Origin of the sequence: Bacteroides mucinivorans, assembly GCF_034654355.2 — a bacterium.
In the GTDB taxonomy this organism is placed as follows: domain Bacteria; phylum Bacteroidota; class Bacteroidia; order Bacteroidales; family Bacteroidaceae; genus Bacteroides; species Bacteroides nordii.
In genome coordinates this window covers 1641126-1656353 of the sequence record NZ_CP178179.1, presented here as the reverse complement: position 1 = coordinate 1656353, position 15228 = coordinate 1641126, and the positions used below count along the sequence as shown (strand labels likewise).

The window sequence follows — 15228 nt, the reverse complement described above, 5'->3', positions numbered from 1 at the left end:
AATTCAACTTATCAGATAAAAGAAAGGCGGGAATCCGAAAGGATTTCCGCCTTTTTGTCTGTTTACTGTTCTTTTGGAATCCAGCTATCCACCAATTCCCGGTGTTCATCTATCCATTTACGGGCAGCCTCCTTTTCTGTTTTCTCCGTATCTTCCATAGCCATCATCAAAGAATTGATCTGTTCATCTGTCAGACGAATATTCTTGAAAAACTGAGTAGCAAACGGATCTTTCTCCGGAAAACCTTTCCAGGTAATGATATGAATATTCTCTGCACTACCATAAATATTCTCGGGATCTTGCAATATCTTCAGTTTGAAACGATCGAACATCCAATGCGGTGTCCAGCCAGTGACAACTATCCATTCATTTCTGTCAATTGCTTTCTTCAATGAAGCAGTCATAGCAGGGCCACTTGAGGTCATCAGCTTATAATCCAGATTATAATCTTCAATAACGTCTTCTGTAGCCCGCATAATACCTGCCCCTGCATCGATACCAACAATCTTCGAACCAAAATGTTGCTTCTGAGAATTCAATTCATCAATAGAATTAATCGTTACATACTCCGGTACAACCAGCCCGATACGGGCTTCATCATATATATCACCTATTATTTCCAACTTATCACCATATTGCTCTATGTAATCACTCATTGTTACCGGTAGCCAAACATCCATAAAAACATCCGCTTTCTTTCTGGCAAGTGAAGTAAATATAGGAGCAAGATCGGCATTTAGTAATTTCACATCATATCCCTGCTCCTGAAGAATGGCTTTTGCCAGATGCGTCATTGCAATGCCTTCCGCCCAATTGGCGTAAGCAATACTTATCTTTTTATCAGAATCTCCTCCTCCGCATGAGTTGAAAAGGAATATAGCAAGTAAGATTGCTACTATAATTTTTATCTTAGTATTCATATCCTCTATTATTTCTTTTTGTTTTGCGCTATCCCCTGAGTAATACGGTCCAGAACGATCGCAAGTATAACTACAGCTATACCTCCTTCAAATCCCAGGCCTATTTTCATCTGAGTAATCCCTTTCAAGACAATCTCTCCCAGTCCACCGGCAGAGATCATCGCAGCAATAACAACCATTGAAAGAGACATCATAATAGTCTGGTTTACACCGGTCAATATGGTAGGTAGCGCTAATGGTAATTGCACTTTATAAAGCAATTGCCAGGGAGTAGCCCCAAACGAGCGCGTAGCTTCCACTACATTTTTAGGAACCTGACGTATCCCCAATCCTGTAAGACGAACCACCGGAGGCATCGCAAAAATGATAGTTGCAAAGGCTCCCGGCACTGTCCCTAACCCGAAGAATAATACTGCCGGAATCAGATAAACAAAAGCCGGCATCGTCTGCATAAAATCGAGAACAGGCCGCATTATCTTATTACATCGATTACTATTGGCGGTCCAAATACCCAACGGTACTCCCAACAACAGAGCAAGACAGGTGGAAGAAAGTACCAATGCAAGTGTCTGCATTGTCTCTTCCCAGAATCCCATACCGTAAATCAACAATAATCCCAACAATGTAAATACAGCCACTCCTTTACCTGCCTTAAACCAGGCAAGCACGGCAAGCGCCACAATAGTAATATAAAACGGTATCCCGAATAATACATGCTGAAAACTGTCGATGAATCCCCCAATACCCATGCTTAGTGCATCAAAGAAAGAAGCAAAATGTTCTGTAAGCCAGTTTATGGCCATCTCTATATATTTTCCGATATTTATCATAAGTCTATTGCATTTTGAATGATTTCATTAATTTCTTTTTTATCTTTTCCGGTCACCTCAATGATAAGAGACGACAGTGGAACCACTCCCTCGAACTCCCTGTCCTCATTTACCACCCAAATAGGTGAATTGGTCTTTGTCATTAACGGCAGGATATCTTCAAGAACCGTATCCCCCAATACAGAATGTACTTCATGACGCACCACAGAATCGATCGACCTCACCTCTTCCTTTCTCAGCCTCAATAAATCGTTCAATCGAACCTCTCCTACCAATACGTTACCAGTATCCACTACCGGAAGCACCGTCAGGTTACGTTCACGCATCTTACGAATCAATACCTCCGGACCTTCTTTTTTCAAACGCGCTACCAGCGGTTTATCAATCATCACCGAAGCTGCTGTAATAATCTTACTACGGTCCACGTTTTCTACAAAACGTTCTACATAAGCATTGGCAGGCTCTGTCAGTATCTCTTCCGAAGTACCGATCTGTACTATTTCTCCATCTTTCATAATAGCAATACGGTCTCCTAGTTTAATAGCTTCACTCAAGTCATGGGTAATAAATACAATTGTCTTCTTCATTTTGGCTTGTAAAGCCAATAGTTCATCCTGCATCTGTACGCGAATCAAAGGATCAAGGGCAGAGAAAGCTTCATCCATCAGTAGTACTTCCGGGTTATTAGCCAATGCACGTGCCAGTCCTACACGTTGCTGCATACCACCGGATAATTCACCAACCATTTGATTTTCATACCCTTTTAGCCCTACCAGTTGCATACTCTCCATCGCTTTTCGCTCTCTTTCTTCCTTTTTTACGCCCTGTAGTTCCAGTCCGAAAGCAATATTATGCAGTACTGTACGATGGGGCAACAAACCAAAATTCTGGAAAACCATAGCCAGTTCCTTTCGCCGTATCTGCAACAATTCCTTGTCGGATACCTTAGCGATATCGGTTCCATTGATTACCACTTCGCCCGAAGTTGGTTTTATCAACCGGTTGATACAACGCAACAGAGTAGATTTACCACTCCCTGACAATCCCATAATAACAAATATTTCTCCTTCGTCAATCGAGAGGTTTGCCTCTTTCACAGCAACCGTACATCCGGTTGCTTTTAGTATCTCGCTTTTGCTTCTCCCCTCTTTCAATAAGCGAAGTGCCTTCTGTTTCTCATTTCCAAAAATAAGGTACAAATCTTTGATGTTTATTTTGTTCATATACAATAATATTAAGATAATTAATAATAGCCATAGAAATCCTTCTTTATGTCTCATAAAGTTCCGATTAAACAACAGGCTTTCGCCTCCCGATATAGAGATTAATAAATACACATTTTGAGCAGTAAAATATACTGGTGAGAGTTCTGTATGAATGATAGTTTAAACGAAATATCACGTAGTGTGTATTGAACTCACGGTACAAATAGAACAATGCCTCTTTGGCTTTTGTTCAGACACATTTACTTATCAAAGAAGAAAAGTTATACAAAAGAACAATATTTTTTTGCAACATAACCATCAAATAAGCACCAATAGCCCCTGAATATATCCAAACAGGCATCATTCTCCAAAATAGCGTTTTATACTTTACATATAAATGCCTAACTTCGTGTCACATTTTAATTATAAAAACAAACATTATTATGAAAAAACTATTACTTGGAATGTTTACTGTACTTGCTCTGAATGTGCAAGGACAGAGTTTAACCGATACACCGGTAGTGATGAAAGAAAGAAGTGAAATCGCACATTTTTTTGTCGACAAACCATTTCTGTATACCATCACAGAAAGTAACAAAGATTACATTGTTGACATCTATAATGATGAATTACAGAAATCCAGAAAATTCACTGTAAAGAATGCGGTTTTTAATCGTGAAGATAACATGGCTTATGGCATTGTCGATTTAGACATGGATAATTTAACCGGATATGATGCCTATAGTGGTTCTTTATTGAGCCAGTATCTATTCAATGACGATGACAAAATAGAATATGTATTTTGTACTTTCGAAAAGCAGACGACAGGTGAGCGATATGAATATATACTTCAAAAAGCAGAAGTTATCAATGAAGACGGAGAAATATTAGGCACTCTCCCTGTAGAAGCTGTCGAGTTCTATGCAGGATATGATATGTTAGAGATATCGGTTGAATTAACCCAAATTGGCGACAACTATTACATAGTGAATGACGAAGAACTCAATGGGCCTGTTGATCCCGGAGAACCAGCTTACAACACCTCCTATTGGAAACTCAATAAAAGCAAAGGAGGATCGGGTGTAAGCTTCACCAAAACCGCCAGCTTTAAAAGTTATCCTAATCCGGTACGCCAAAACGAAACATTTACTATCGAAGTGGGAGAAGAAAATGTAGTTTCCGGCAATTTCATTGAATTATGTGATCAGAGCGGTCGCATGGTTTATCGCCAGGCTATCACAAACAGCGAAGTTAAAGTACCAACACGTCGTATGAAAGGGATGTATATCTATAATATAATATCTGGAGGTAAGGCTATCAGTACAGGTAAAGTGATAGTACAATAAGTTCTATCAATCTCATTTACACATCAATTTTCTACAACAATTATTTAAACAAACAGAACAAATGAAGAAACTATTATTTGGCATATTTACTGCAATAGCTTTAAATGTGCAAGGGCAAAGTTTTGGAGAACCCCAAGTATTCGAAAAGGCCTGTTACTTTATTCACAATTTCGTAAATGAAGATTACTTCTTTTCCATATTAGATAATGAAAACAAAACAGACCGCACAATCAGTATTTACAATGACGAAATACACAATGTGAAAAATATCATAGTAAAAGATGTAGAACATGATTACAATCAGTCTTTTGATATTGGAGCAACCGTATATTCACTAATTGAATACCAAATGGTAAATGCAGAACATGATGGTGGAGAAGGGAGCCCTGCCACTCAAACACTTTTCAATAATGATGAAAAATGGGAATATATTCGGGGTACCTATGTCTATACAGTTGAAAATAGTGAGTCTTACGAACGAAAAGAATGGAAACTGACCAAAGCTGAGATCCTCGATGAAAATGGAAAGGTCTTAACAGAAATTCCAACAGATGCAATTACTGATTATCCCGGTTCCGGCCAACCTTACTCATACTTAAATGTTGTAAAAATGGGAGATAACCATTATATACTCAGCGAGAAACGTGCCCACAATAGCAGTGACCTAACACTTACTACTTTCTATAAAATAATAAAAGGCAATAGCTCAGGCATTAAATTCACCAAAATGGCTGAATTTAAAGGATATCCTAATCCAGTACGCCAGAACGAAACATTTACTATCGAAGTGGGAGAAGAGAATGTAGCTTCCGGTAATTTCATTGAATTATGTGATCAGAGCGGTCACATGGTTTATCGCCAGGCTATCATAAGCAGTGAAGTAAAAGTACCGACACACCGTCTGAAAGGGATGTATATCTATAATGTAGTATCCGGGGGGAAGGCTATCAGTACAGGCAAAGTGATTGTACAATAAATATAAATCCACTCTCCTACTTTGAGAAGAAGAGATACCAAAGAGGGGAGAAGTAGTAGATAAAAGAGGAGATTACCTATTTAAATAATAGAAATTCTTTTAACTATAACTTCCTCCCCTTCTCTATTATTTTAGTTCTGAATATTAAGGTTTATGAAGACATAAAGAGCGTTTTAATGCCCTATTCATCGTAGAAAATCATCTTTTTATACTATAGAATATGACATTAATCATTCCCCACGCCCCTTTATAATAAAAAAAATAAGACGCTGAATAGAGGAAACAGCAAAACAACAAACAATTTATATTATGAAAAAAAGCCTACTACTATTGTGCTATTTACTATTGACAGTCAAAGGATGGACGTATGATTTTGAAAAAGATGGAATCTATTATAATTTACTCTCACCCGGTGTAGAAGTAACTTATGGAAGCCCCAATTTTAATTCATATTCGGGTGAAGTCACAATCCCACAAACAGTAGTACGTGGCGATATATACTACTCTGTTAACTCTATTAGTGATAACGCTTTCAGAGATTGTACCCAATTAATTTCTATTTCTATTGGGTCGAATGTATCATCTATAGGAAATCATGCCTTTTCCGGTTGCAAAGCTTTAAAGTATTTCAGTGTATCTTCTGGTAACAGCCAGTATTCCTCAAAGGAGGGTGTTCTGTTTGCATTTAACGAAACATGGCTATACGCCTATCCTCCCAACGCAAAATCGACTTCATATGTTATTCCTGATGGAGTGGAGACTATTAGTAGTTATGCCTTTGAAGGATGCACCTACTTAACTTCCATTACAACCCCTAATAGTTTAGAAAGAATAGATCAAATATATTTCGCAGGCTGTTTAGGGTTAAAAGAATTTATAATCTCAGATGATAATCCTTTATTCTCTACTATGGATGGCGTCTTGTTCAATAAAGATAAAACAGAGTTAGTGGCTTATCCCAATGCAAAATCAAAGACTTATTCTATCCCAAATAGCGTGACAAATATCAAATATAATACTTTTTATGGCTGTGATAACCTAACTTCGGTGACAATTCCTAATAGTGTGGTTAGTATAGGCAAATATGCATTTTATGGTTGCAACGGTTTACTCTCTATTGAAATACCAAGTAGTGTAACTACTATCGATCCTCAATCTTTTAAATATTGCACTCATTTGAAAGAATTCATTGTTTCAGATAATAATAAATCATTTTCTACCCTCGATGGTCTCTTATGTAATAAAGAGAAAACAAAACTATTGGCTTATCTCAATGCTAAATCATCAGTTTATACTGTTCCTGATCAGATCATCAGCATAGGGAATTATGCCTTCTCCGACTGTACCGAGTTAACATCTATCACTATCCCCAATAACGTTATTGAAATAGGAAATTCTATTTTTTCAGGTTGTCGCAATTTGCAGAAACTCTCTTTACCATTTATTGGTTCTTCTCTTAATCTACGGCATCATCTCGGCTCTCTGTTTGAATCAAAAAATAACTACAAAACAATAAACCCTGAACAAGGTTATATCATTGTTACATACGGGCGTGATGGATCTTGGATTTACAGTTATTATATTCCGTCGTCGCTAACGGAAATAAATGTGACGAAACAATCGGATTTTTCTTGTCGTTATGGTGGATATAATTATTGGTATTATGGCGTTTTTAATGGTTGTTCAAATCTAAAAGTTGCAAATCTTCCTATGGCCACCTCTATTGGAGATAATACATTTTTTGGTTGTACAAACCTTAAAAATATAAGTTTACCCATAGCTACATCAATTGATAAGAATGCGTTTTCCAATTGTACTAATCTTAAAAGTGTAGATTTGCCTGTAGCTACTTCCATTGGTGAAGAATCTTTCTATGGCTGTACTAATCTCAAAAATGTCAATCTTTCGCTGGTCGATTTTATAGGAAAGTATGCTTTTCAAAATTGCTCTAACCTTGAAGTTCTAAGCCTTCCCGTAGCTACTTCTACAGAGTCAGGTTTTTTAAATAACTGTGATAAATTACAAATACTACTTTTGCCGAAAGTAAAAAGTATGGAAACCTGGAGCTTTCCAAAATCTCTTATTTCTTTAAATATAGGTAGTCTTGAAGGCTTAAGTAGCGAGATGCTTTCTAATTTAAGTAAACTGGAAGAACTCACTATCCCTTTTGTTGGTACAGGAGTAAAAGAAACCGCTACAGGGGTACAAGGATTATTTGGCGATCTTTTTAGTGCCGACTCTAATTCCGGAATGAAAGCTGTTACTCAATATTATCAGGATAGCAAATCTAAAACGTATTATTTACCTGTCAATTTAAAGAAAGTAACAGTTACAGAAGAATGTGAAGAGCTTCAATATGGTGCTTTCTATGGTTGCTCTACCATTAAAGAAATCACACTTCCTTATACCTTATACATGGTTGGTGAAAAAGCACTTTACGGTTGTGCTGGTTTAACTGATATCTATTGCAAGGGAGCTGCTCCCGCTGCTGCCTACGACAATAGTTTTACCGGAATCAGAGTCACCACTTGTAAACTCCACATCCCCTATAACACTACAGACCTCTATAAGGCAAGTGATGGCTGGAAGAAATTTTTCTATATGCAGGAAGAAGCACCCCTGACTGTTAATGTGACTAAAAATATATTGAATGCAGGTATTATTTTAGGAATCACTGAATACCAGCAAGGAGCCATGGTAAACTTGTCAGCACGAGCAAACTCCGGCTATCGTTTCAAATGTTGGATGGATAACGGAGAAATAGTTAGCGAAGAAGATAATTACTCCTTTGCTATCAATGAAAACAAAAATTTATTAGCCGTATTTATACCTGTACAAAATGAAAATTCACTGATCATCAACACAGAAAGTAATGCAGTTAATTTTACATGGGAAACAATAGATGATACGAATGAATACATATTAAAAATATATTCGGACATAGATATGAAGAAAGAGATCGCTTCTTATCAATTTGATGCAGAAGGCGAATTAGTCACTCGTACAGCCTCCGAACTTTCTTTCCGTGTGACGGATTTAAAACCGGAAGTTACCTATTATTATAGCTTAATTGCAAATGATAAATCTAATAAAACCCTATCCGAACAAATAGGGACATTTTCTACAACGCCTACAAGTATTGAAGACATATCAACTTCCAGCAATATTTGCATAAGAGTAGAAGGCTCTTCTCTTTGGATAGAAAATGCACAAGAAAAAATGATCTCCATATATAACTTACAGGGCGTATGCCAAACAGTTATTCATAAAGCAAAAGATATGGAAATGATACAGATAGATCATTCGGGTATTTATTTGATAAAAGTGGATAAGCTTTTGCAGAAAGTCATTATTAAATAATCTATTTAAGAAGGGAGAGACATTTTAAAAGGGTTTCTCCCTTTTCTTTTTTAAATCATAGAACTATCTTTGCTGAGTAAAATTAAAAAAGGAGAATAAGCAATATGTACGAATGGGCTAAAGAAATGAATTGTGCTGTCACAGTATGTGACACCAAAGGAGTTATCCTTTTTATGAATGATAAAGCATGTAAAACATTTGCCAAACACGGTGATCTGATTGGCAAGAATCTTTTCGATTGCCACAATCTACAATCACAGGAGAAGATACGTGAGATGCTGGCAACAGGTGGCAGTAATGCCTACACGATAGAGAAAAATGGCATCAAGAAAATGATCTATCAAACACCCTGGTTTAACGAAGGGATAGTAGGTGGTCTGGTAGAAATATCAATGGAACTTCCGGAAGAGATGCCGCATCACATACGAAAATAAAATCATCACGAAAAGATTACTTTCACTTACATAACCATACAGGAATAAATAAATTTACGATTAGACGATTGACGATGTACGATTGAAGTTGCTCTCTTAAAAGCCTGTTTCAGCGCTATTAGAGATAGAGTAATCCCAATCGTACATCGTCAATCGTCTAATCGTAAATTTATTCATATTCGTACAATCATGAACTAACTTCTTGATACCTGTAACCCTTTGTCAGACAAAGTCATTTCTACAAATCGTGCACAAGGGTTAGGCGCATATTCTGTGAGTATCCGACGAATCTGAACGGCCGCCTGCGGATCTTTGGCAACCATATACAGATATCCGCCACCACCGGCTCCCGGCAACTTATGCCCTAAAGTATAATCTTCAATCAAACGGATAATCTTCTCCACTTCCGGTGGATTTGTACCGGCATCAAGTGCTTTATTCTGTATCCAGCTCTTTCCTACCAACTTACCGTAATTTGCGAAGTTACCACGTAAAATAGCCTCATTCATATCCAAAGCATGTATTTTCATCTCTGACAACAAAGCAAGATGATTCCCGGAATTAAGGAACATAGAACGAACAATCTCTCCTAAAATTCCTTTTGCCGTACGGGTTATACCAGTATAATAAAGCAAATGACAATCCCGATATTCAGGATTCGTAAATAACTGATCGGGTAACCAACGTACTAACGGAGTCTGGTCAAATCCGGATTCCGTTTGCAACAACTTAACTCCGGAGAAAACGCCACCATATTGATCTTGCCAGCCTCCTCCCGTGGTAAGCAACTGCTCCAATACCAATGTACAACGACAAATCTCATTCTTATCCCATGCCAAACCACAGAAATCATTGATTGCTCCCAACACAGTAGAAGCAAGAATAGAACTTGTTCCCAGTCCGGAACCTGCCGGTATAGCTGCAAGCAATGTAACTTCAATACCAGCACCAAAAGCTTCTAACTGTTCCCTCAAAGAATCATATTGCACCTCCGAGAACTGAGGAACAAAGCCAGCTAGCGCCAATGCAGCTTTAGGTATAGAGAAAGGAGAACCTATTTTTCGGTAATCCTGCAACTCTTCGTACGTATTCACCACTTCCATCGCTCCCATATCTATGGAACGAAGTACAACATGAGGTTCTTTACAAGTTTTGACGTATACCTGCAAAGGAGGTTGCCCGTTCAGTTCAATAGCCAGATTCACCACATTTCCCCCCGAATAAAGCGAATAAGGAGGAGTATCTGTCCAGCCACCGGCCACGTCGATACGTACAGGACTACGTCCCCATACAATCTGATCGGAATAAACATTCAGCTTCGGATTACATTTCTGCTTGCAAACCTGCCCTAGTAAGCCATTTCGCAAAAGATTGAATGCCTCTTTCTCTTCTTCCTTGCTGCCCGGATCATTTTTCAACTCCATCACGCGCGCCCTCAACATCCGGTTATGCATTTGCAATAACTGTGCAGTATCATCCGGCAGTGCCTGGGGCACTTCAAGTCCGAGATTTACAAATTCATGGGCAGCATCTTCCAAATCGAGCTGATAGAAAACACTCTTCTCATAATTGTCTGACAAGCCCTTCCAGTTTTCTCGACGAAAAGCAGTACGTTGAGCATAAAGCCGTTGCAGATTGGCACGGGCAGAAATTTCATCAGCAGAGAACTTCATACAGTTCAGCCACAACACACATCCTTCTGCCAGATTAGGTTCCGTTGTCATCCAACGCAACAATAAGCCAAGTTCATCAACCGACTCCGTCATTGGAAAGATGGAAGCTGCTTGCAAATCATCCGTACACCCCTGAATGTCATTCCAGGTAATGCCACGCTGTTCCATCCATTCAACAAAAGGAATACCAGTAAACAGAGTACCGGGTGAATCCAATGCGCCCTTAAACACGTCATCCAGTCCATATGGGCGTGCCACGAATCCAGCTTCTCCCATAGGAACTACATCCAAACAAATACCATCGGGTACCGTTATCTCCCAATCATTCTCCGGTACTCCGGTAATAATCTGACGAGATCCCAGTTTCCAGCCTTTCCCCACATAACTATTCTCAATCCATAAGTTGGCATTTTGAGAAGAGAAAGAGACACTGGTAGAAGCGTTTTGTACAAAGATGGCGGGATTGGGTTTTACCTTACGATGCATGATTAATCGCTGATCACGCACTTTATCCTGTACAGCCAATGTAGAAGAGATTAACTCACGGCTCGTGCCATAGTGGTAAAACTCTCCCCCGGGTAAAGGCAGTATAGCGACAGAAAGACTATTCAGTTCGGCATCTTCTATTTTGGGATGACTACCTAATGCAAGTCCATAATCTGAATAAAGATCATAATAGGTAATCTCTCCCGAATTAGTATCAAGAGAACGCTTCATCAGCAATTCCACAGCACGGTCGCTAAGCAACCATATCCCAATATCCATCAAAAACAGATGTGTTTTTGCCAGTCCTTCCAGTTCTGCAAGAGAGGGCTTTTGCAGCATAAAGTCGAGAATATCCGGTGTCTTACGATCAGAGACAAACACTCCGTGATGCGTAGCTAATGAGGGATTGACCCAAAGCCCATAACATACCACATCAGCTTGAGGAATCTCCTGTAACGGTTTCTCCGAACGGATATAAACATCTCCACTGGCTATCAGTGTATGTATATTTTCCGGAGCCATACTCATAATTCTCTCATAAAGCGGCAATTGCAAAGAGAGTAGATTCTGCCCTAACTTCTGTCCACGCTCCCAACTGAAAACAGGGATCGGCGTAAGAATTTTCCCGGAAGGGGCATATCCCGGAAGTCTCCGGCTCTGCCCTCCGGCGTGTAGTAAAATTCGTTTCTCAGTTCCCAACCAGTTTGAAAAAGACTCTTTAGAAGCATAATTCTCATGACATGCCTGCAACAACCAAGTTGTTCCACCACCCGAACCTAACTTTGCTCCAACAGGATCGGAAGTACAAAACCATTCTGAGGCATCTACTTCTTCCAGTTCATGAAAGCAGTGCACCAGATTCGGAGGAAGAGATAATAATTTCTTCATGATATATCTGATATCTTATTTGTATGTATTAACGTATTTCATCGTATTTCCATAGGCACCGGGCCATATCTACATTGCCACTCTTTTTGAAGCAGACACCTTCGAGTTGCAACAAGGTCCGTTGCTCTTCCCACCCGGGAACAAGCCTACCCTGCGCATTGACTACCCGGTGACAAGGAAGATTCAAGTCAGACGGTACCTGCTTCAAACTACGTCCCACCATGCGTGAACATTGTGGTTTTCCCAGCAAAGCGGCTATCTCTCCATAAGAGATTACTTTCCCGGCAGGAATATCCTGTACCACTGCATACACCTCCCGGCAGAAGGTATCGGACATGGTTTCTTTACCAACCTTATAATCTTTCATTCCGTTTCTTTATCTTTTACGTTTCAAAAACTCCGTCGGACTCTCCCCAAACTGTTCCTTATAACACTTTGTAAAATAAGAAGGAGAAGTAAATCCCACTTCATAAGCAATCTCCGCCACCGTCAGTTCTGAAGAAGCCAACAAGGAAGCCGCCCGCTTCAGACGTGCCATACGCAGCAATTCATTAGGAGCATAATTGGTCAACGATTTTATTTTACGATAGAGCTGTACACGGCTTAGTCCCATATCTTTTCCTAAGTCTTCTACATTCAACGCGGAATCACTCATCTTCTCTTCAATAATCGTCTTGAACTTTTCAACAAAGTCTTTATCCATATCACAGATATCCTCCTTTGCCAATGTCTGCCGATCACCAAAAAATTGCTTCAACCGTTGGTGCGAATCTATCAGATTACGGATACGTGCCAGCAGCAACTGTGAACTAAAAGGTTTGGAAATGTATGAATCTGCCCCACCGTCATAGCCCTGTATACGCTGTTCGTCCAGCGAACAGGCAGTCAGTAATATCACAGGAATGTGACACGTCTGCAGCTCGCTCTTCAACCGGCGGCAGCACTCGATACCATCCATACCCGGCATCATAACATCCGAGATAATCAAGTCAGGTACATACTTCATTGCCTTCCGGATACCTTCGGAACCATTGGCAGCCTCAATCACAGAATATTCTGCCTTAAGCAGTCCATGGACGTACGAACGTATATCCGCATTATCATCAATAATCAGCACAGACATCCGCGATGAATCATAGCCCGACTCCTGTTCCTCTTCATCTTCTGAAAACTCAACAGGCAATTCCTGGCCGGACACTTCCAAAGACAATGTATCGGCAACTGGCGTACAACTACATACCGGTAGTTCTACCGTAAAGATCGTCCCCTGACGTTCGTCACTTTCTACCTGTATCGTACCACCATGCATCTCTACAAAAGCTTTGACCAATGCAAGCCCGATACCCGACCCTGCATGATGCATATCTATCTTATAGAAACGGTCGAAAATGCTACAGATATGTTCTGCCGAGATAAGGCTGCCGGTATTGGCTACTGTAAAACGAAAGAAGTTCTGCCCTTCTTTTTCCTGTGCGGAAAGACGAACCGTAACCTTTCCATTCTCCGGTGTAAACTTAAACGCATTGGAAAGAAGATTAAAGTAAATCCGCTCTAATTTCTCTACATCGGCAAGTGTATGATAATCTGTATCAGGCATACTATCAAAAGAGAAGCGAATGTGCTTCTTACGTGCCGCTGCAAGGAAAGATTCGTTCCAGTTTTCAAAACACTGCAACATATCTATCGCGACAGGAGTATACTCCATTTTGCCATTCTCGTACTTACGGAAGTCCAGAATCTGATTGACCAGACGCAACAAAATATTCACATTGCGCTGAACAAGCAACAACAACCGATGCTGATCACCGGAAAGGTCTTTGTCTGCAAGTAATTGCTCTACCGGGTCGGCAACCAATGTCAACGGAGTACGGAAATCGTGAGAGATATTTGTGAAAAACACCAGTTTGGCATGAGTAGCTTCTTCCAGCTGATGCGAAAGCTGTATCAACTGATCACGTTGTTCGGAGAGAGTATCCCGCTGCTCTTCAAGCTGCTTCTTTTGTTTGGACAGTTCAATATTCAACCTATTTTTGACACGAAGCGCTTTATAAGCCACCAGCAACAATCCGGCTACCAGCAGTAATACAAGCAAACTACCATAAAGCACCACTTGCTGATTGGCATAGCGGGAGAGATAACCACTGATACGTCCGTTCAGCGTTTCAATCTTTTTATCCAACTCAGCGATATGAGCAGTCTGGAGCTTCATTACCGGAGCGTTAACCGGATCTACAATGGCAGTCTCCATCGTGGTTTCACGTGCAAAAGGCTTCTTTTCGAGAATGTTCATTGCCATTTCCAGTACCTTATCTCCATTGGTAGGATAAATAAAGGTTGCATCCAACACACTGTCCAACACCAACTCTACTCCATTCCCTTTGCCCGGCAAGGCATCAATACCCACAAAAACAATATCTTTAGCCCGCCCCAGCTTTTCAGCCGCTTCAAAAGCTCCCGGTGCGATGCGGTCATTATGGGAGTATACGGCATCTATCTTCGGATAAATCCGCAATAAAGAATCCATAATGATCCGTCCCGGTTCACGTTCCCATGCAGCATCGGCCCTGGCCAGCAGATGGATATCCGGATAACGACTAATGGCACTCATAAATCCCTGGTGCCTCTCCATAGCCGGAGTTGAACCGCTCAGGCCGGTAAGCTCTACTATGTTTCCTTTACCACCCAGTTTGGCAGCAAGGTATTTTCCTACTTCGCGCCCTATCTCATAATTATCTGCTCCCATAAAAGCAGTATATTTATCAGAAAGAATCTTTCTGTCCACCACAATCACGGGAATACCTTTGTCAAAAGCCTCTTCCACTATTGGTGTAATCGGTGCTGCCTCATTGGGCGTAACAATCAGCAGATCCACCTTCTTATCAATAAAATACTGAATATCTTCCTGTTGCCTCCGGTTATCGTCATGTGCCGAACGTATCTCTACAGACACCCCTTCATAAAACATAGCTTCGCGCAATATTTCATCATTCATCTTATGCCGCCAGCTGTCATCACTACACTGAGACATACCGATTACATAGCGCGGAGTATCCCTCTTGCAGGAGGTCAAGACAAGTATAAAAAGTACGACTGAAACAATATATCTCATA

Annotated in this window: 10 protein-coding genes; 4 read left to right on the top strand and 6 right to left on the bottom strand. The window is 40.1% G+C overall.

Features of this window, described 5'->3' with window-relative positions; translation table 11 throughout:
* Positions 1 to 62: 62 nt before the first annotated feature.
* The 3 genes from VCM39_RS05745 to VCM39_RS05735 are packed head-to-tail and all read right to left on the bottom strand — an operon-like array spanning position 63 to position 2973.
* Positions 63 to 920: a glycine betaine ABC transporter substrate-binding protein gene (locus VCM39_RS05745; protein ID WP_322933296.1), complete on the bottom strand. Its 858-nt coding sequence runs from the start codon at positions 918 to 920 to the stop codon at positions 63 to 65.
* An 8-nt stretch (positions 921 to 928) separates the two neighbouring features.
* Positions 929 to 1750, bottom strand: a complete 822-nt coding sequence (locus VCM39_RS05740; RefSeq protein WP_322933295.1) for a proline/glycine betaine ABC transporter permease — start codon at positions 1748 to 1750, stop codon at positions 929 to 931.
* Entirely contained in the window at positions 1747 to 2973 is a 1227-nt protein-coding gene (locus VCM39_RS05735) for a glycine betaine/L-proline ABC transporter ATP-binding protein (protein WP_322933294.1), read from the bottom strand. Before VCM39_RS05735 ends, VCM39_RS05740 begins: the two co-directional genes overlap by 4 nt.
* Before the next feature lie 425 nt (positions 2974 to 3398).
* Here VCM39_RS05735 and VCM39_RS05730 point away from each other — a divergent pair, with 425 nt between their 5' ends.
* From VCM39_RS05730 to VCM39_RS05715, 4 genes are all read left to right on the top strand, one after another.
* Positions 3399 to 4301: a T9SS type A sorting domain-containing protein gene (locus tag VCM39_RS05730; protein WP_322933293.1), complete on the top strand. Its 903-nt coding sequence runs from the start codon at positions 3399 to 3401 to the stop codon at positions 4299 to 4301.
* A 61-nt stretch (positions 4302 to 4362) separates the two neighbouring features.
* Positions 4363 to 5277: a T9SS type A sorting domain-containing protein gene (locus VCM39_RS05725; RefSeq protein WP_221649874.1), complete on the top strand. Its 915-nt coding sequence runs from the start codon at positions 4363 to 4365 to the stop codon at positions 5275 to 5277.
* Positions 5278 to 5586: 309 nt separating this feature from the next.
* Entirely contained in the window at positions 5587 to 8637 is a 3051-nt protein-coding gene (locus VCM39_RS05720; protein ID WP_322933292.1) for a leucine-rich repeat protein, read from the top strand.
* Between the two features lie 104 nt (positions 8638 to 8741).
* Positions 8742 to 9071, top strand: coding sequence for a PAS domain-containing protein (locus VCM39_RS05715; protein ID WP_221649876.1), 330 nt, complete (start codon positions 8742 to 8744; stop codon positions 9069 to 9071).
* Between the two features lie 194 nt (positions 9072 to 9265).
* Here VCM39_RS05715 and VCM39_RS05710 read toward each other — a convergent pair whose 3' ends face one another.
* The 3 genes from VCM39_RS05710 to VCM39_RS05700 are packed head-to-tail and all read right to left on the bottom strand — an operon-like array spanning position 9266 to position 15227.
* On the bottom strand, positions 9266 to 12118 hold the full coding sequence (locus tag VCM39_RS05710; RefSeq protein ID WP_322933290.1) for a bifunctional fucokinase/fucose-1-phosphate guanylyltransferase: 2853 nt from the start codon (positions 12116 to 12118) through the stop codon (positions 9266 to 9268).
* Positions 12119 to 12146: 28 nt separating this feature from the next.
* A complete protein-coding gene (locus tag VCM39_RS05705) occupies positions 12147 to 12485 on the bottom strand; it encodes an MGMT family protein (protein WP_195660587.1) in 339 nt (112 codons plus the stop codon).
* A 9-nt stretch (positions 12486 to 12494) separates the two neighbouring features.
* Complete coding sequence (locus VCM39_RS05700) at positions 12495 to 15227, bottom strand: substrate-binding domain-containing protein (RefSeq protein ID WP_221649878.1); 2733 nt, start codon at positions 15225 to 15227, stop codon at positions 12495 to 12497.
* Between the last annotated feature and the right edge of the window lies 1 nt (position 15228).